Raw genomic sequence first — 19,529 nt, forward strand, 5'->3', positions numbered from 1 at the left:
AACGTAAAAGCCCGCTCCTTTTGGAACGGGCTTTTTTTTGTGTTATTGAAAAGCAAGATGCTTTCTGAAATATCTAATTCAAAGGTTCGGAGAAAGGTCTCGACTGCGCTCGACCCAACATGGTATGCAATAGGCTGATGATATTTGAAGCGAAAGGTGCTCCCTGCCCCAATCAATTTTCTATGCGCTCAAAGACATTGGGATCATCCGAAAACACAAAATACGCAATCTTGCCCCTCTTATCCCTTCCAAAAAATAGCTTTTCGTAGCCATCCGCTCGTACAAATACATCATTTCCTGCTGGGAAATAGTGATCTTCACCCAAGGTCAGCAATCCATTTTCAAGAGTAAACTTCCGGAGAAAGCTAGGGCTCCACCCCCCTTGATCAAACTCTTGAGGTGTACAAGAATGGCAAAAGACTCCATAATAATAATCTCCTACATACTCCCTGAGGTCAATACCGGTATCTTTCTCCGGTACGGTAAAAGCTTGGACGCCCTTTTCCACTCCATAATGGTTCAGCAACGCATTGATCAGTGGGCGCCAAACCGATACAGGTCCGCCACCAGCTTCCCTATTCCGATTGGCCGCTACAAAAACTCCGAGTTTCAAGGAAGGAACCACTAACATAAATGCCTTATAGCCCAACATATCTCCCCCATGGCCCACCGTATGTATTTCAAAGGCATCCGGGGCCCTGCCCCAAAGTCGGGATTCTTCCAATCCATGAGTCTTCCCCACAAATTCAGGATGTGGACGAAACTGGGGTCCCAAAATTTCCTTTGTCATTTTTGAACTAAAAAAATCACCCCCATCCCCAGTCAATACTTCCAATAACCTTCCCATATCTGCTGGAGTGGCATCAATGGATGAGGCTGGGGTAGTTAGATATACCTCATAGGGAGCGATTTGATATTGCCCTTCATGATACCCATGGCCTATGGCCAAATGGTTCCGGTGCTCCTCTTCCACCTCCACAAAGGAACGATACATCCCCAAGGGATTAAAAAATTCTTTTTTCATCGCTTCAGGAAACCGAGATCCGGTTACCAATTCAATAATCGCGCCGGCCAAGGTGGTTCCATAGGTATCGTAGCGATAATAGGCCCCTGCCGGGGACACCCTTCTTAAATTTCCGGCATTGAGGAAATCGGCCAAGTGGGGGCGTTTTGCTTTTCGCTCTGCCAAGGGCAATTCAAAATCGTAAATATGCCTCCCGATCCCTATTTGATCAAAGCCCGTAGTATGCGTCAATAGATGTTGCATTTCTACCGCTTCACTAAACCCTTTAGGATTTTTTATCCCATCGATATAACGGGACACATCTTCATTCATGGCGAGTTTTCCATCATCAATAAGCTTGGTCAGTGCTAATAAGGTCAGTGCTTTGGAAATGGAGCCTATTCTAAAAATAGTACTATCTGGATCTACCTTTCTATCGGTTCGAATATCGGCAACCCCATATCCTTTTTTATAGATGGTCTTTCCATCCTTTACAATAGCGATTCCCACACCCGGAATATGTGTACGTTCCATTTCACCTTCTACTATAGTGTCCAGTGTTTCTTTTAACACTTCAAAAGAGGCGCTACTCTTTTTATTTTTGGTGGTAGTGCTATTTTGTCCGCAAGAAAATAAAGGCAGGCTCATCAGTAGGAATACTTTTATCATGCGCCATGGCATTCTTCTACTTCTTCCATTTCCCATGGTGTTTATAGGGTATTTCAATCTCATCATAAGCTCGTATATAAAGGTTTTTCTTCCTTTTTAGGAAGGTTTCTCAAAACTATGACAACAAGGTGAAGTCGGTACTATTCTAAGGTGGGTATCGGGTATTTCCCAACCGAGAAGTACTTTTTCTAGGGCTTTTTTAGGTTTTGAAGGGCTTTTTTATACTGTAAAGGGGTCTGCCGACTTTCCTTTTTAAAAGCAGCAAAAAAGGTAGATTTGGATTTGTAGCCCAGAGCATAGGCCAACTGTTCCATTTTCATGGGCTTGGCATCATCGGCCAATAGGCGTTTGGCTTCTTTGATCCGAAAAGTATTGGTGAGCTCATAAAAACTCAGTTTCAACTCCTGATTCAATACCTCGGAAATATGACTTTCAGAAATATTGGTTTGCTGGGACAGCTGACTCAAACAGTGTTCCTGATCCAGATAAGATTTGTCTTTTTCGAAGACTTCCATGATTTTTTGAAGTTTTGCGGCGCGAATACTCTTGCTTAAGGCAGATTTCTGATATTTCTTTTCTTGCCGATATAGCTTTGTATGGAATAAGAGATAAGCCGTAATGATATACATACTCAAGGTGACATATACCCGAGTCATGTATTGAGGCAAAATGGGCTCGTACAGGCTAACTCCTTCTATGATTCCCCCTTCCGCCATAAGCATCACCAGACCACTGCCTAGCAAAATGGCATAGAGTACCTTTAACCAGCTCGTATAGCTGTTGCCCTTCTCTTTCTTCATTCGTTTGTGCAAACCGATAACCAAAAAAAGCCCATACCCTATGAGGTACAATGCGATTCCTTCTACAAAAACAAAGCCGTGGATTTCCAGGGGATCGGCATCAAAGGCCTGCGAAGGTTTGGGCAGATCGGTTGTCCCCTCAATGGATAACATATAGGTATGTATCTTTTTAGCTCCGGATTGCAGGTAAAAAAATAGGGTATACAGGGTGTACAGAACAAAGGGAACGGAATGCCATAAGATGGTGCCTTTAGAGGTATTTCTTCCCCATACTGCATTGCGATACCCTATGATGGCGGGGCCGCACAAAAAAACAAGGGGAAGGGAAGTATAATACAAATGTGGCACATAGAGGAGATAACCGGAATAGTATAGTAGGGACTCCACTTGCTGCAGGATAAAAATGCCGATCAATACGCTAAAGAAAATATACCCCTTTGGCTTTTTCAGAAAGAATAGAATTAAAATAAGAATGCCCTGTACGATTCCAAAGAGAATAATAGCCGATAAAAAATCGATATGGGGATCCATATACGCTGTGTACATTAAACGCTGAATGTTTTATTTTACCCTTCGGAGGGGCTCATGTATTGCGCCGGATTTTTTTCGAAACTTACTTTACAACCATCGCAACAGAAATACACTTTTTCTCCCTCATAATCCACAATATGTTTTGGGTTTTTCCTAGAAACGGGAACATTGCATACGGGATTAATATAATATTCTTCTTCAAAGGCACTGTTTGTAGTTTCTTCGGTTTTGCTAGAGCAACAAGAAGTACTTTTAGTCGTTTCCGCTCTAAAGTCGGCTATGATATGAGCCAAGATACTAATGGCTACTTCACTGGCCGATTTTGCATTGATATCCATGCCAACGGGACTCTTTAATTCTCCTATCCGATCTTCAGGGAGTCCCTGCTTTTTTAGATATTCCCGCAATTGCCCTGCCTTTCGTTCACTGGCCACAAAACCCACATAAGGCGCAGGGGTATTTAAGGCTTTCTGCACAGAAAGTTCATCGTCTTCTCCCTGAGTGGTCACAATAACATAACGATTGGTAAAATTCTCGATACCGTCAAAGTTCACTTTATCCTGTACCTCCGTGGCCTGTGGAAACAGTTCGTTATCTGCTCCAAGAGCCATAGCCGTCACTTTAAAATCTGAGATTGCCGCTAGGGTTACTAGTTTCCTGGCGATATTGGATTTTCCTACCACAATCAGTTCTGGTTGGGGGAAAACAGGTTCGATCAATACTTCAATAGTTCCTCCACTTTGACAAGACATCACATAATTTTTATGATATTCAGAGGTGCTCGTGCCTCCTTCAGGGGAAATCCGAACACGACGATATCGTTTTGTTTTTATTACTTCTAGGGCTTCCTTGATGACGATGCCCCGAACGCATCCACCACCGATCCAACCAATCAATTCCCCGGTTTCCAAAATAAGGGCTTTGTCCCCGATCTTCCCAGAACTAGGAGCTTTGCGATCAATAATCTGCGCAATGGCAAAATTGAAGCCTTTATCCTGATATTCTTTTATTTTACCTACTAACTCACTAAACATCCATCAACAGTTTTTCCAATTTTAATAAACTATCCAAATTATGGGCCGACTCAAAAGCATCTAAATGGGGCATCACATTCACCATTCCTTTTTGAATGGGCTGATAACCTTTCATTCCCTTCAAGGGGTTTAGCCATATCAGGGTCTTGCACTTCCTGCGTATGGTCTGTACGGCATCTTTAAGTTGGGCCACATTTCCCGTTTCCAGACCATCACTGAGCACTACCACAATATGCTTCTGACTCAAAAACTTACTCCCATAGACCGAAAGAAATTCCGTTAGGGATTCCCCGATCTTGGTACCACTGGACCATGAATGCACTTTTTTACCGATTTGCTTCAAAATTTGTTCCTCATTATTTTCGCGAAGCAATGGTGTCACATGGGTCAAATGTGTACTAAAGGTAAAAAACTCTAGACTCTTAAAATACTTTTTTAACACCATAACATAGCGCAATAGATAGTAACTATAGGTATCCATAGAGCCACTGATGTCCAAAATAAAAACCACTTTGCGTTTTTCCTTGCGTTTTCTTTTATAGGACAGATCTAACATCCACCCCCCTTTGGGAATACTGTGCCGTACGGTATTGCGAATATCCACCCTTCCTTTGTTTGCATTTTCGAGACGTCTTTTAAAACGCATGCTCATTTGATGGAACAATTCCTCTGCCAATTCTTCCAGCCGTTCTTTGTCCGCCACATCAACTTTTGAAAAATCCGTTTGCCGTAAACGGATGCTTTCATTGGCCCCTTTGGTCTCTTTGGCCTCTTCTTTTTTTTCTTTTTGGGGAATATTGAATTTGGCCCCTAAAAAAATGATCGTAGCTGTATCCGGCTCTTTCTTTTTATGCTTGATTGCGGCTTTCCGCTGCACTAATTTATCCTCATAATACCGGCTCCAAAAACGATCGAACATTTCGTCAAATCGATCAAAATGCTCTTTGCGCTTACAGTAAATGGCTTTAAGACTATACTGGAATAGCTTTCTATCTAAAAAATATCCGCGTTCTGCGATATCGAAAGCATCTCTAGTTTCCTGTGGCCCCAAAACAAATTGCCTTTCCCGACAATACATCGTAAAGTCGATCAAGCGTTCTTTGAATGTTTTGGTGACTTCTTTCATTCTTCTTAAAGTGATCTAATCGTTTATGGGATACAAAAACTCTTGTACCGTTTTGTTTTGTACAAAAGCCACATCGTCCTTGTGTTTAAGCACACTCCCAATAGTATTGTGTACAATATCATCTGTAATAGTATCGGCATTCATTAGGAGTAAAGTCTTAGCCCAATCCAAGGATTCCGCAATTCCCGGGGGTTTATGCAAACTGGATTTTCTTAAATTATGAATGAAGGTAACAAGCTGGGTGGCCAAAGCTTCATCGATATGCGGTAATTTCTTGGCAATGATATCGATTTCCTTGGTCTTGGAAGGAAAATCTACCCAATGGTACAGGCAACGTCGGCGCAAAGCATCGCTGAGCTCCCGTGTTCTGTTTGAGGTGAGGATGACCAAGGGCTTTGAAATTGCCGGAATAGTCCCCAATTCGGGGATGCTGATTTGGAAATCGGATAGTAATTCCAATAAATAGGCCTCGAACTCCTCATCTGCCCGATCGATCTCATCGATTAATAACACCACCGGTTTGGAAGCACTGATTGCCTGTAACAAAGGACGTTTCAAAATATAATCCATTCCAAAAATCCGATTCCCCAAGGCCTTCTTATCCGCTTCCTGTTCAAAGAGTTTAATATGTAAAAGTTGTTTTTGATAGTTCCATTCGTAAATCGTAGTACTCACATCCAAGCCCTCATAGCATTGTAAACGAATGAGGTCTGTTCCAAGATGCGCAGCCAAAGTTTTGGCCAAAACCGTCTTTCCTACTCCTGGACTCCCTTCGAGCAATAGGGGCTTCTCTAAATTTTTCAACAAAAAAACGGAAGTCGCCAAGGCTTCATTCAGGATATAATCGTGCGTATAAAAATCTCTTATGAGGGCATCAATTTCTTTGTTCAAGGGTTTTTATTTTAAAAAAGCTATGTCCATTATGGACACAGCTTTTGATTAAAGGTTTTTATACCGATTACTCACCTGCTTCCGCAGCTTCCAATTTTTTAGAAAAATTCGTTACAAATTGCTTAAACAATTGATTGGAGACCGTGGTAATTAAACGCGATCCAAATTGTGCAATTTTTCCATTGATCGTAACATCCATGATGGCGTCCAATTTCACGCCCCCTTCCGAAGCATCATCAAGATCTATGGTCATTTTCATTTCCGCATTTCCATTTCCTTTGGAATCGACACCATTCCCGGTAAGAACAATTTTTCGCTCTTCCAAATTCACTTCATCATAGTAGATATCGGCATCATACTTTACCCCCATAGGGCCAAACTTCATCCCCACTTTTCCTTTATAATGGTTATCTCCCACTTTTTCTTCAATGGATACTCCCGGAACACAATCCATAATTTTTTCCGGATCGATCAAATGTTCCCAAACCAATTCCGTGCCTTGTGGCACTTCAAAGGACTTTTCTAATTTTGTTTTCATTATGTTATTTTCATTATTATCAAGTCATAGCAACGATAAGCATCTTAGGCTTCTTGCAAGTAACTCATATCATTGGGTTTATCATAGTTGTTTTAGCAAACATTAACAATACCGTTATTTATGCGCCTGAATGGCTTCCCATACTTTTGCCGGTGTAATGGGAATATCCAAATGCTTTATGCCCAAGGGTGACAAAGCATCGATAATAGCATTGGCTATCGCAGGCGGCGCTCCAACCGTTGGCGATTCCGCAACTCCTTTTGCCCCTAATGGATGGTGTGGGGAAGGTGTTATGGTATGTCCTGTTTCCCAATGTGGGGATTCCACTGCCGTAGGCACCAGATAGTCCATTAACGTTCCATTCAGTACGTTTCCTTCATCGTCATATTCAATACCTTCATACATCGCCGGTGCAATTCCTTGGGTTAAGCCTCCATGTACCTGTCCCTCCACAATCATGGGATTAATGATATTTCCACAATCATCAATGGCTACAAATCGTTTTACATCAATAGCTCCAGTTTGTTCATCAACCTCCACCACACAGATATAAGCGCCGTTGGGGAAGGTTAAATTTGGCGGATCGTAATAGTGCGTTGCTTCAAAACCAGGTTCCATTCCCGGAGGAATATTGGTATAGGCGGCAAAAGCCACATCTTGAATGGTCTTTGATTTTTCAGGAGCTCCCTTTACAAAGAACTTCCCTACTTCCCATTCAATATCTTCTTCGCTCACTTCTAAAAGATGTGCCGCAATTTTCTTTCCTTTATCCTTTAGCTTTCGTGCAGCTATAGCTGCAGCGGCCCCCGCTGTAGGCGTACTTCTACTGGCATAGGTTCCCAAACCATAAGGTGCCGTATCGGTATCCCCTTCCTCAATTTCAATGTCGGTATACGGGATGCCCAATTCTTCGGCTAGAATCTGGGCATAGGTAGTTTCATGCCCCTGTCCTTGTGATTTTGTTCCAAAACGAGCCATAGCCTTTCCTGTTGGGTGTACCCTGATCTCGGCACTGTCGAACATGGCAATGCCCAAAATGTCAAAATCCTTGGAAGGTCCGGCACCCACAACTTCCGTAAAGGTACAGATACCAATGCCCATCAGTTTTCCTTCCTTGCGTTTTTCGGCCTGTTCTTTTTTATAATCGTCGTAGCCCACCATATCCATGGCTTTTTTCAAGGTGGCTTCGTAATCTCCACTATCATAGCTCCATCCTAAGGGAGAAGCATAAGGGAATTGTTCTTTTTTAATGAAATTCTCCATACGCAATTGGGCGGGATCTTTTCCAATTTCCGCAGCAAGCTTATCTACCATTCGCTCTATGGCATGTACGGCTTCCGTAACCCGGAACGAACATCGGTAGGCCACACCTCCCGGAGCTTTATTGGTATATACCGCATCTAGTTCCGCAAAAGCATGCTCATAATCATACGATCCTGTACAGATGGAGAACATTCCCGTAGGGTATTTGGAAGGATTGGCCGAAGAATCGGTATAGCCGTGATCCGCCAAAGTACTTACTTTAAAGGCTTGAATTTTTCCATCTTTTGTGGCGGCCAATTCACAATCCATATGATAGTCCCGCGCAAAACCATTCACCAAGTTTTCAGAGCGATCTTCAATCCATTTTACCGGCTTCCCGATCAAGAAAGTGGCTGCTATGGCCACCACATAGGCGGGGTATACCGGTACTTTTCCTCCAAAACCACCACCAATATCCGGCGCGATTACTCGTATCTTCTCCTCAGAAAGCCCTACATGGCCTGCTACCAAGGCAACCACGGTTCTAATGGCATGCGGCGCCTGCGTTGTGAGATAGACGACCATTTTTTGGGTATCCTTATCGTAGGAAGCTACACATCCACAGGTTTCAATGGAAGCTACATGAATTCTAGGCAAATGGATACGTTCTTTTACCACCACATCGGCCTTGGCAATAACTTCATCTGTCTTGGCCCGGTCTCCACGTTCCCAATGGTAAATTTTATTGTCTTCCTGCCCTTCTTTATCCGGGCGTAACAGAGGCGCATCCTCGTTCAAGGCCGTAAAGGGATCTACAATGGCTTGCATGGGCTCATAGTCCACTTCTACGGCTTCTGCACCATCTACGGCAATATAGCGATCTGTAGCAATAACAGCACATACTTCCTGGGATTGGTGCATTACGGTATCCGTTGGCAGCACCATCTGTGTATCGGATAACAAGGTGGGCATCCAATGCAAATTGTACTGTGCCAAATCTTCCCCGGTAATGACGGCAAGGACTCCAGGAATAGCCAAGGCTTTTTCTTTATTGATGCTTTTGATCTTTGCATAGGCATACGGACTCCGTACCATCACCATGGTGAGCATACCCGGAAGCTTCACATCGTCTACATAATTTCCTTTCCCGTGTAAAAAACGGGCATCTTCTTTTCTTTTTACAGAGTGACCCATTCCGCCTACCTCTGGTGATGTTTTACATTTAAACATAGTGGTATTTTTTGAGGTTAGACAGATTCATTTTGTAATTCATCCGCAGCTTGCTGGATCGACTTTACAATATTGTTATAGCCGGTGCAACGACATAGGTTCCCTGATATTCCCCAGCGGATCTCTTCTTCCGTAGGATTGGGATTGTTCTTTAGTAAATCAATAGATCGCATGATCATTCCCGGAGTGCAAAATCCGCAATGCAATCCATGCTGTTCGTGAAAGGCCTTTTGCAAGGGATGGTTGGTTCCTTCGGCAGCTACCCCTTCTATGGTCGTAATTTCTGCTCCATCCGCGCGAACGGCCAGATAGGTGCAGGATTTTATGGATTTACCATCCAAAAGTATGGTACATGCGCCGCAATTAGAGGTATCACAACCAATATGTGTCCCGGTTAAATCTAAATTTTCTCGAATAAAATGCACCAAAAGCAATCTGGAATCGACCTCAGCAGTGACACTTTCCCCATTTATTGTTAGTGTAATCTCGTGTTTCATTTTTTTAGTTTTTAGCGCGTTCTAATGCGGTATGTATCATGCGTTTTGTTATGGTATTCACAATGGATCTTTTGTAGGCTTCGGACCCTCTCAAATCTGAAGTAGGCTCACAATCCTCACTGGCCATGACACCTACTTGTTCTATAAGTTCATCCGTAATCTCCTTTCCTTTTAACAAGGCCTCCCCTCGTTCCAAACGCATCGGTACTGCACTGACATTGGTAAGGCCAATGCCTATTTCTTGACAAACTCCTGCATCATCCAATACCACATGTACCGCCACACCAGCGGTGGCATAATCCCCTACTTTCCGTTCCACTTTATGATAGGCACCTCCGCTTCCTTTTTTCCTCTGGGGCACTTGAATTTCCACTAAAATATCCGAAGGTTCCAAAGCGGTCATATAAAAGCCGTGGAAAAACTCGTCGATAGGGATGGATTTTCGCCCATCGGCACCCTCCGCGACAATAGTGGCTCCCATAGCCAACATTAGCGCCGGCTGATCATTGGCCGCATCTCCATGGGCTATATTTCCTCCAATAGTGCCAATATTCCGAACCGATGGATCGGCCGTTAATTTAATCGCATCTGAAAAGATAGGATAGCTGTTCCGGATTAAGTCGGAATATTCCATTTCGGTCTGCGTAGTGAGTGCTCCAATTTTTAGTAGCCCATCCTCTTCTTTAATATAGGATAAGCCCTCAATCTTACTGATATCGATAATATGTTCAGGGGTGGCAAAGCGAAGCTTCATCATGGGCAATAAGCTATGTCCTCCCGACATATACTTGGCTTCTTCGCCATGCGTTTGTGCTAAGGCTATCGCATCTTTGACAGAGGAAGCCTTATGATAGGTGAAATTAGCAGGAATCATAATTTTTAGGTATTTATTTTAGAAAGTAGTTACTAAATATAGCCACTTTTTTCTGATAATGCAATAAATGCATAGAATCCCTGAAGAATTAACGCAATGTTAAAATTCATCCATTTCTGCACTTTTAGGCTAATGGATTTATTTCCTTAATTTTAACCGTATCCAAATTTAAATCATGTATTCCCAGATATATCTCGACTATAATGCCACCACTCCCTGTGCCCAGGAAGTTGTAGAAGCTATGCTTCCTTATTTTCATGAAGATTTTGGGAATCCCTCCAGCAGTCATCATCCTTACGGATGGTTGGCCAAAGATGCCATAGGCAAGGCCAGCGCGACCATAGCGGCTACTTTAGGCATTGCGGCCAGTGATATTATATATACTTCCGGTGCTACGGAAAGTATTAATATGATTTTAAAAGGTATATGCAGCGCGCACAAACAACAAGGAAAACACCTCATTACGAGCAAGGCAGAGCATAAAGCCGTTTTGGATACTTGCGCTTTTTTGGAAGAAGAAGGCTTTGAAGTCACCTATCTCGATGTAGATGCTCAAGGTCTTATTTCCCCCAAAGCCTTTAAAGATGCCTTGCGTCCGGATACTGTACTGGCCGCCTTCCTCTACGCCAATAATGAAACCGGAGCTGTACAACCCTTAGGGGAAATTGCTACTCTGGCCAAGGCGAACAATACTTTTCTCTTTGCCGATGCTACCCAAGCTTTGGGAAAAATTCCTTTAGCCTCCTTTTTTGAAGCGGTGGATTTTTGCTGTTTTTCAGCCCATAAGGTATACGGCCCCAAAGGGATGGGGATGGTCTATATCAAAAACTTGGAAGGTAGGGGAGCTCTCTCTAGTTTTATTCAAGGGGGCGGACAGCAGAAGGGCATGCGGGGTGGCACTTTAAATACTCCCGGAATTGTAGGTTTCGCAAAAGCAATCCAATTGGCCTATGCGAATTTTGATCAGGAAATACAGCATTTAACACAGCTACGAAATCAATTGGAAGAGGGTTTATTGGCCTTGGAACACAGTACTTCCAATAGTACTGCTGTAGCACGACTCCCCAATACCGCCAATATTTCTTTTGCCTATGTTGATGGGGAAACGCTCTTACGGAGCTTGAGCAAGTTTATGGCCGTTTCCAATGGTTCTGCCTGTAATTCTGCTGCTGTAGAACCCTCCCATGTCTTAAGCGCTATGGGCGTAAAGAAAAACTTGGCCTATGCTTCCTTGCGATTGAGCCTTGGGCGTTATACCAAGGAGGACGACATTAAAAGAGCCATTACGATTATTTCAAAGGAGGTACAAGCGCTGCGTGAGGACAATATCTTGTGGGAACGACGGCAGCAATAATCTACTATCATACCATAAAAAAAGGGTCCAGAGGTATCCTATTTCATCTAGATTTATACACAAAAACAAGAAAAAATCACCTCCAAACCCTTGTGATAAGGACGTAAGTTTGGTGACCTATTCCTCGGTTGTGGCCGTAAATTCCTTTATGGCCTGGTTTGGTTCAATAATATTGTAGCCTTCCCAAAAAGAGGCATCGTATCTTGGCATATAGGTAGGAAGCACCGCATTGTTTTCGGCAACTCCCTCAAATATGGAGTTAGATACGTGTTCGGTATCAAAAATGACAATTTCGTATTTGTTCCTGCTGGTCACGGCCATATCTATTTTGACCGACAATTCGTTTTGCTTACGCCTCCCTTTAACAAACTTATTCTTTTCAATGATTTTCAAAGGCCTGCGTATCCCTACCCTATTAGCACTTTCAGACTCCAGAAAACGCAGATCGTATTTATCATTGGCCCCTTTGGAAAAAATCATTTTTCCCGAATCCAAATATTCTTTCATGGAAATCCCTAATAGCCTGAAGTTTCGGAGGGGTTTCACATTGTCATAATCCACGCGGATAATCGCAAAATCATCTGAATTGATATACAATCTTCCTTTATAATCTGCAGAGCGCTTTGGTTTAAAATCAAGAATATAAACCGCATCATCCCCTAAATAGGTAAAATCTACTTGGGTAAACTCGTATCTTTTGGACTTTCGTAAAAAATTGAGTTTGGAATCCTCCATAAAGAAAAACTGATCAAACAATCCTGCCATGGTATTTCTTCGGTACAAGGCAAAATTCTTTTTGCGCAATTCTTCCCTTTTTTTCTTCGCCTCCAACTCTTTCTTCAAGGCTTCCGCATCTTCGTTCTTTTCTTCATCTTCCGCTTCATCAAAAATCTCATCAGCCCCTACTTTTGTTCCGAAAATTCCCGATTTGATCTTAAAATAGGAATTCGGTTTTACGTTGTCTTTGATGATCTTATTAAAGCGTTCCTCTAAAGAAGTGAGGTCCAATTCACTGCTTTTATCATACAGTTCAGAAGCTTTTATCAATTTTATCTTTTGATTTTTACGGTCGTAGTTTCCGTACAAATCGCAAAGGACCTCGGTGTAGCGATCATCGCGCTTGGGAACGGACTGAATAACGCTATCCAAAAAGGCCTTGTTTAACTCTTTGATCGTAGATTTCTTAAAAGTGTAATCTGTCTTTGCCAAATAGTTATGATAAGATTCCCTGAAAAACAACTTCTTTTTGGTAAAATCCCTGTTGTAATTCTTATCTAAATTGGCTTTTACCTTGGCAATGATTTCTTCCGGAGTGAAATTCTTGTTGGTAAGGATGACCGACTTTAATTCTATGGCCTTGGAGCGCATAAAGATGACCGGCTCCGTAAACTGATTTAGTGGCTTTCCAATAGATTCGTACCCAATACAGGAAATGAAGAGCGAATCTGTAGGTTGCATCTGATCATTAAGACGGATGCTAAAACGCCCTTCTTCATTGGTGATTACTCCCTTTTTATTGGATAAGAGTACTGTGGCATAGGGAATTGGTTTTTGGGTAGCCGAATCCAACACCTTGGAACTAATAACTTGGGCATTTCCCCAGTGGAAAAATAGTAAAAGACAGCAAGTAGTTAGAAAAGTAATTTTGGTCATATGTTGTACGTTTGTTTGAGCACGAATTAAAGCATCCCTTTGCTCTTACAAAAGAGATTTTGATTTTTTTAAGGCAGATTTATTGTTTTTTTAACGAAAAAAGTACGAATTCCTAGGGTTTGAACACCAAACAATATAAATATTGATGTTGACCTCTCAGAATATCCCATAAAAAAACACCCTTACAAAGGGTGCTTCATATGCTATTATTGTTTCTTATACTACCTTTTATATACTCTTACCCAATCTACCTGCATAGTCGCATTATCGGCAAAGTCAGCAGGATCTATCCCTCTAAAGAAAGGCCCGCCGACAGCGGTATTGATTACCAGTTGTTGTTTTTTCCCAAAAAAAGAAGCTACAAAGTTTTTTTCATCTGCATTGTATTCATGAAGCAATTCCCCATCTAGATTGATGGTCATTTTATCTTGCCCCCATATGAGTTCAAAGGTGTGAAAATCTGCCGTTAAATCTACATCCAAGGTATGCGGGGCCTCCGTATCTTCATTTCTGGACAATACCATATTGGGTTCGTTTCCAAAAAACAAATTGGATTGGTAGATATTGTTTCCACGGGCTTCAATAATGTCAATCTCTCCTTGGGTAGGCCATGGGTCTCCAAAAGACCAAAAAGCAGGCCACATGCCATTTCCCAGAGGCATTCGTATCCGAGCCATAAAACGATACTCCCGCTCTCCTTCCCCCTCCGAAGGTCCAAAAGTGGTTTTGGATTCTACACGTCCGGAAACATAATCAAAGTCCTTTTGTGCCGCATCAAAAGGATTGGTATCCCCTGTTACCGCTTCGCGTTGTACATTGATATTCAAAATACCATCGGCAATAGAAAGTTGGGAGGGTCTGTACAATTGTATTTCGTTGTTAAAGGCACCACTATCCCATATGTTCCATTGTGAGAGATCTGTATCGAAATTCTCTTCGAATACTAGATTCCAATCCCCATCTGTTCCCATCGGCATGGTATCCGGATCAGGTACAGGATCTGGAGTAGTTGGGTTTTCACCTGTTGTGGGCATATTGGGCTCTTCAGGAAGTGATATATCAGAAGAGCATGACGCGAATACGACTAAAATAGTAACACAAATAATTTTCTTTATCATAGCTTTTTTTAAAACTTTACGCACTACCTAGGCAACGGTATTGCAGTATATAGATAAAGACCAATATTATTTTTAAAGTGAAACAAATATAGCTCAAAAAAAGAAATTAAGTGCTGCCATGTATTTTAAATGCGATAGGATAGCGTGCGGCTCCGATATTCTTGCTTAAGCACATATTTTGAATGGTTATATTTGCAGAAAAAACAAGCATGATTTTATTGGTTCAGGTTATCGGTGCTCTTTTTGGTTTATTGGCCGTTATTTTTGGCGCTTTCGGTGCCCATGTCTTAAAAAAAACATTTACTCCGGAGCAATTACAAAGCTTTGAAACTGGTGTAAAATACCAAATGTACCACGCCCTTTTACTTTTAATGTTAAGCTATAATTTTGGCTTTACCACTCCTTTGGAAAATGCCATTAGCTATTGTTTTATCCTAGGTACTTTTCTTTTTTCCTTCAGTATTTATGGTCTTTGCCTTTCTGCTTCCAAGGGAAGAAAACTTAAATTCTTAGGTCCAATAACACCCTTAGGCGGTCTTTTTTTGGTAGTGGGTTGGGGGCTTTTGCTCTATTCCTTCATACAAGGATTCCTATAAGGTCCTATACCCGTTGGACATCTATTTTTGTGTCTTTAAAAAAGCTATGGCACGATCCAAAACGGGATCTTTGTCCTTTAGGTAATCCTGTAATTCTTTCTTTACCCATATATCGGGCAGGATGCCGTATCCCACAAATTCCCGTCCATCCGGATAGGTGTCTTTTTTGGTGCATACGCGTGCAACCCCTCCATGGGGAAGATCAAACAAAAAGGGTTGTCCCGTACTGCCAAAAGTAGCCTCTCCGATTTTTGTCATATGGGCCTGTTTGTCCGCATATATTAAAAAATCTTCTGCAGCAGAAGCAGTATTGTGTCCGATCAAAACAGCCGTAGGAACCACCAATCTGTCTTTTTTCAGGCCTACAAGTTCTCCTTTACTGACCGTATCCGCCTCGTAGGCAAAATGATGGAATGCATTATCCCGATAGGATAGATACGCTTTTTTTCCCCAGCTGTTGTCGAGTGTATCCGTAGCTTTGGCCCACTTGCCCCAAGCCTTAAACGAAGGGATATGCAACCTACTCTGAGATCGCGAACCATAAAGTAAAGTGTCTTTGATGAGAAATTTTAAAATCTCTTTTCCAACATTGGAATTCCCTCCTCCGTTATATCTTAAGTCTACGATCAATTTCTTTGCCTTTTTTAATTCCTTGACCCGCTCCTGAAATTGCGAAGAAATCTTCCAATCCGAAAAAGAGTTCAATGCTACATAAGCGATGTCTTTTCCCACCCATTTTATATCTAACAATTCTCTTTTTTCAAAAGGGGGATAGACCTCTTTTTCCAGCGTTTTGGCATGGGTCAATCGCAAGGTCTTTCTTTTTCCATTGGGCAATCGCATTTCAACTTCATAGGAAGTACCCACATAGCCTTGAAGCATTCGTTCTATGCCCCAATCTTCCAAAATATGATCGGTTGAAGAGGCAATAAAAGGGCGCACTTTTAAAGCGATGTATTCCTTCACAGGAACCCCGTTGACCTTTACAATTTCTGTTCCTAGGGGCAGTTCTTCTTTTTTACTTTCATTGACCCGGGTAATGATGGCCTTCCCTTCAATATTGGACAGGAAAATACGGTACTCCCCAAAATAGGAGGTATATATATTGTTTTGAATTTCCGATGGAAAATACACATTGGTATGCCCGTCTTTTAAGGAGGCGCAGAATTTCTGCAACAATCTATAATATTCATAATCATTGGGTGTCCGCTGTACTTCTGAAATAAGATTCTTGTACATGGCATCCCATGCTTCCCGATCTACTTTGTTTAAGTACACAAAATTATAGTTGACTTCCTGCCAAAACTTGGAAAGCCCGTACACTTTCTCTTCTTCGGATATCTCATTGGGAATTTGTGCAAAAAGCAAGGATGTACAAAAAAGAAATAGGGTAAGGGCAGTATTTTTCATGGGTTATACGTTTATAAGAACAATGGTTTTATTTGCGCAAATACATATTGCCATTGATCGTCTTTAGTTTTAGACTATTCTTGGCGTTGTCGAAATTTCCTTTCACTAGCTGTCCAACATGACGGTCGGTCGTCTTTAATTGCAAATTCTCATCGGCATAGATATCTCCGTGAATGGTTTCGGCAACCACACTAGTGTTTTTTAGTTTCACATCTATTTCTCCATTGATCGTATTAAGGTCTAAATCACCTTGATAACGCTTGATATCGATATCCCCATTGATCAAATCAGCTTCAAAATCCCCTTCGATCAGCTCGGCGCTCAAATCCCCATTGATGCTACTTACTTTAAAATTGGCATTCTTGGGTACATAGAGAACGTAATTAAACTCATACCACTCATTGGTGTTGTAATATCTTTTTTTCTTTTTTGGATGGTTTCTGTTCCATTCCTCTTGAAATTTCTTAAAAACCGGTTCTGCTTCCGAAGTAATTACAATACTATTGCCTCTTTCATCAATATCCAATTGGTAGGCCTCTAGGAATTTTCCATCTTTGGTGGTGATATCGGCCTTAAAGTATACCGTGGATTTATCCCAGGTCTTTACTTCTATTTCCGAAGCGAACTTTACGTTCATTTCTATATATTCTCCTTTATAATCCAGGTTTTTCTCGATAACTTTTTGTGCATTGAGACCAAAACCCATAAGGCCGATGCAAAGTAATGTGAGTACATTTTTCATGATTGTGCTGTTTTTTTGATTATTCTTTTCTCAGGTATATGGTTCCATTCACAGATTTCAATTTGATCTTTACCCCACCATTGTTAATACTGCCTTTGACATTCTTTGTAGATATGGCCTTATATCCTTCTTTATTCGTTTTGGTCTTTAAATCAAAGTTGGTATAGATCTCTCCATTGACCGTACCCATGGACAAGTCTGCAGGAGTATTCCCGGGCAAAGTAACATCCAAAACGCCATTCGTCGTAGCAATGGTAATGGGCGACTTTTGGTTCACCTTTACAAATTGGATCTCTACAGCTCCATTCAAGGAATTGGCGGTAATGGGGCCGGACACATCTTTCATAGTAATCCCTCCATTCAATTGGGCACTGGCCTCTACTTCCCCTTTAAAACCGTTGACGCTGATATGACCGTTCCAACTGCTGGTAATGGATACATTTTGGTTCTCGGGCAAATAGATTTCGGCGCTTTTATTTTTCCGCAAATTTTTTACGATCAAAGTATTCCCTTCTTCAACCACATAAAAACCCACGTCTGTATTGTCCGAACCACCGGCGCCTACTAGTTTTAATCCTTTTGCCCGGTCGGGAGTACCATAGGTATTTTTTCCTTTGATCAATAATTCATTGGAATTATGGGTTTTTAATACTACGGTAGCTTTGGATTCTATCTTAACCCATTCTATACCGCTCAATGATTTGGAGTAATCCTGTGCCTTAAGAACTGACACACAGAGTACTACTGCTAAACTAATGATAATTTGTTTCATGATTTTTCGTTTTTCGATCTTATATTATTTGTGGTAGTGCTTGTTGAATCTGTGTTTTGATAAACGGTTGTGTTTCTTCATTCTCTAATAATTCTTTCATAGGTTTCACCGCCTTCTTCTCTTGAAGGTTCACCAAAGTCTGAATAATCAAAATCTGTATCCCTGGATCTTTTTCAACCCCCAGAGCTTCAATAAAGGTGTTTTTTACGATTTCGGAGGTCCTGAATTGTTGCAAAGCTGTCACTGCTGTCAGACGTACATTGGTATTTTCATCATATAGCACCCGATCAGCCAATGCCTTTACGATAGCCTCATCGGGCTCCTCAAAAGCTTCGATATACTCTACCCCCTGAATGCGTTTACTGGCCGATTTGTTTTCCATTAAAGAAAGCATTGCGGTTTGCTTAATGGCCAGATTCTCATGGGCCACTTGTGCTAAAAGCGCATTGGACTCCTGTCCTTTCTGATATTTTCCCAACAGGAAAGCGCCGATCAATAGTGCTATACTGGCCGCTACCTTGAACATATTGGCAAAACCGATACCTCTGGTTTTAGTTCCCGAATTGGGCAAAGACAGCACGGACGCATTTTTTGTCTTTTCTTCTTCCAACATCGCATAAAAATTAGTTCTTACACGATCTGGCACCTCCGCTTTCTTTTCGGTCTCAAAGGCCTGGAACAAGACCCGTAAAGCCTCCAGTTCTTTACGACATACATCACAAGTCTCCAAATGATGTTCGACCTCGGCCCGTTCTTTTTGATCTAAAGTCTTATCCAGATATGCCGGAAGCAACTGTTGAATATGCTCTTTCATTCTTAGATATTTTTAAAATATAGTCCTTGCAATTTTTTCAAGGCCCTGCTTACTTTTGTTTTTACAGCTCCGGGAGTGCTCCCTACAATTTCCGCCAACTCCGCGTACTTTATTTCTTGGAATCTATTTAGAACCAATAATTCCCGATCCGAATCTGGCAATGCATTCAAAGCGCGTTGCAAATGGGAATGGTCTTCATCTTCCAATACCGTTTCCTCTGTTAACTTATGGGCAACAACTTCCAAATCGGCATGCTTGTTTTTATCCCTTGAGTAATGCGTTGCCAAACTATTCCTAGCTATGGTAAACATCCAGGAAACAAATTTTCCATTTTTATAGGACGATCGATATTTAATGATCTTGTAAAAGACATCTTGTGTAATATCCTCGCTCAAGCTTACATCTCCAGACATCTTGTGTAAAAAATTATAGAGATGGGCATGATGTCTTTCAAAAAGAAATCGGACGGTGTCCAAATTCCCTTCTGCGACTTCCTGCATTAATTGCTCGTCCGTTTGTTGCTTCAACCTTAGGCTCATTTTAGTTGATCTTCAGTATTATATAGTCCGAAAATTGAAAAAGGTTACAGCAAGCTAAAAAAAATAGAAATAAAAAGGCAGCAACAAACTATATTT

Annotated in this window: 18 protein-coding genes; 2 read left to right on the top strand and 16 right to left on the bottom strand. The window is 41.6% G+C overall.

Annotated elements, in window-relative coordinates; translation table 11 throughout:
- Positions 1–172 precede the first annotated feature (172 nt).
- From ACEXOE_RS05180 to ACEXOE_RS05220, 9 genes are all read right to left on the bottom strand, one after another.
- Positions 173–1,738 carry a serine hydrolase domain-containing protein gene (locus ACEXOE_RS05180; protein WP_394747671.1) on the bottom strand — a complete coding sequence of 522 codons (1,566 nt, stop codon included), beginning with the start codon at positions 1,736–1,738 and terminating at the stop codon, positions 173–175.
- A gap of 122 nt (positions 1,739–1,860) precedes the next feature.
- A complete protein-coding gene (locus ACEXOE_RS05185; RefSeq protein WP_394747672.1) occupies positions 1,861–3,018 on the bottom strand; it encodes a helix-turn-helix domain-containing protein in 1,158 nt (385 codons plus the stop codon).
- 20 nt (positions 3,019–3,038) lie between these two features.
- Positions 3,039–4,037, bottom strand: a complete 999-nt coding sequence (locus ACEXOE_RS05190) for an XdhC family protein (protein WP_394747673.1) — start codon at positions 4,035–4,037, stop codon at positions 3,039–3,041.
- The gene (locus tag ACEXOE_RS05195) at positions 4,030–5,163 is read right to left on the bottom strand and encodes a vWA domain-containing protein (protein WP_394747674.1); all 1,134 of its coding nucleotides are present in this window, start codon (positions 5,161–5,163) and stop codon (positions 4,030–4,032) included. Before ACEXOE_RS05195 ends, ACEXOE_RS05190 begins: the two co-directional genes overlap by 8 nt.
- Before the next feature lie 15 nt (positions 5,164–5,178).
- Positions 5,179–6,054: an AAA family ATPase gene (locus ACEXOE_RS05200; RefSeq protein ID WP_394747675.1), complete on the bottom strand. Its 876-nt coding sequence runs from the start codon at positions 6,052–6,054 to the stop codon at positions 5,179–5,181.
- Positions 6,055–6,121: 67 nt separating this feature from the next.
- On the bottom strand, positions 6,122–6,592 hold the full coding sequence (locus ACEXOE_RS05205) for an SRPBCC family protein (protein WP_394747676.1): 471 nt from the start codon (positions 6,590–6,592) through the stop codon (positions 6,122–6,124).
- A 114-nt stretch (positions 6,593–6,706) separates the two neighbouring features.
- Complete coding sequence (locus tag ACEXOE_RS05210; protein ID WP_394747677.1) at positions 6,707–9,064, bottom strand: aerobic carbon-monoxide dehydrogenase large subunit; 2,358 nt, start codon at positions 9,062–9,064, stop codon at positions 6,707–6,709.
- Between the two features lie 17 nt (positions 9,065–9,081).
- Positions 9,082–9,561 carry a (2Fe-2S)-binding protein gene (locus tag ACEXOE_RS05215; protein WP_394747678.1) on the bottom strand — a complete coding sequence of 160 codons (480 nt, stop codon included), beginning with the start codon at positions 9,559–9,561 and terminating at the stop codon, positions 9,082–9,084.
- 4 nt (positions 9,562–9,565) lie between these two features.
- A complete protein-coding gene (locus tag ACEXOE_RS05220) occupies positions 9,566–10,435 on the bottom strand; it encodes an FAD binding domain-containing protein (protein WP_394747679.1) in 870 nt (289 codons plus the stop codon).
- A 175-nt stretch (positions 10,436–10,610) separates the two neighbouring features.
- Between ACEXOE_RS05220 and ACEXOE_RS05225 the strand changes: the two genes are divergently transcribed.
- A complete protein-coding gene (locus ACEXOE_RS05225) occupies positions 10,611–11,789 on the top strand; it encodes a cysteine desulfurase family protein (RefSeq protein WP_394747680.1) in 1,179 nt (392 codons plus the stop codon).
- A gap of 117 nt (positions 11,790–11,906) precedes the next feature.
- Here the strand turns inward: ACEXOE_RS05225 and ACEXOE_RS05230 are convergent, their stop codons facing one another.
- A complete protein-coding gene (locus ACEXOE_RS05230) occupies positions 11,907–13,442 on the bottom strand; it encodes a carboxypeptidase-like regulatory domain-containing protein (RefSeq protein WP_394747681.1) in 1,536 nt (511 codons plus the stop codon).
- A 221-nt stretch (positions 13,443–13,663) separates the two neighbouring features.
- Positions 13,664–14,560, bottom strand: a complete 897-nt coding sequence (locus tag ACEXOE_RS05235; RefSeq protein WP_394747682.1) for a glycoside hydrolase family 16 protein — start codon at positions 14,558–14,560, stop codon at positions 13,664–13,666.
- A gap of 209 nt (positions 14,561–14,769) precedes the next feature.
- On the opposite strand from ACEXOE_RS05235, the gene ACEXOE_RS05240 reads away from it, so the two are divergent.
- A complete protein-coding gene (locus ACEXOE_RS05240; protein WP_394747683.1) occupies positions 14,770–15,156 on the top strand; it encodes a DUF423 domain-containing protein in 387 nt (128 codons plus the stop codon).
- A gap of 21 nt (positions 15,157–15,177) precedes the next feature.
- Here ACEXOE_RS05240 and ACEXOE_RS05245 read toward each other — a convergent pair whose 3' ends face one another.
- Genes ACEXOE_RS05245 through ACEXOE_RS05265 form a run of 5 tightly spaced genes read right to left on the bottom strand, consistent with a single transcriptional unit; the run spans position 15,178 to position 19,433 of the window.
- Complete coding sequence (locus ACEXOE_RS05245) at positions 15,178–16,566, bottom strand: S41 family peptidase (RefSeq protein ID WP_394747684.1); 1,389 nt, start codon at positions 16,564–16,566, stop codon at positions 15,178–15,180.
- Between the two features lie 28 nt (positions 16,567–16,594).
- Complete coding sequence (locus ACEXOE_RS05250) at positions 16,595–17,308, bottom strand: DUF4097 family beta strand repeat-containing protein (protein WP_394747685.1); 714 nt, start codon at positions 17,306–17,308, stop codon at positions 16,595–16,597.
- Positions 17,309–17,327: 19 nt separating this feature from the next.
- A complete protein-coding gene (locus tag ACEXOE_RS05255; protein ID WP_394747686.1) occupies positions 17,328–18,080 on the bottom strand; it encodes a DUF4097 family beta strand repeat-containing protein in 753 nt (250 codons plus the stop codon).
- A gap of 19 nt (positions 18,081–18,099) precedes the next feature.
- On the bottom strand, positions 18,100–18,894 hold the full coding sequence (locus ACEXOE_RS05260) for a zf-HC2 domain-containing protein (protein WP_394747687.1): 795 nt from the start codon (positions 18,892–18,894) through the stop codon (positions 18,100–18,102).
- Positions 18,895–18,896: 2 nt separating this feature from the next.
- Positions 18,897–19,433 (bottom strand): RNA polymerase sigma factor, encoded by a 537-nt coding sequence (locus ACEXOE_RS05265; protein ID WP_394747688.1) that lies wholly within the window; start codon positions 19,431–19,433, stop codon positions 18,897–18,899.
- Positions 19,434–19,529 lie beyond the last annotated feature (96 nt).

The organism is Spongiimicrobium salis (genome assembly GCF_043678055.1).
GTDB lineage: Bacteria > Bacteroidota > Bacteroidia > Flavobacteriales > Flavobacteriaceae > Spongiimicrobium > Spongiimicrobium salis.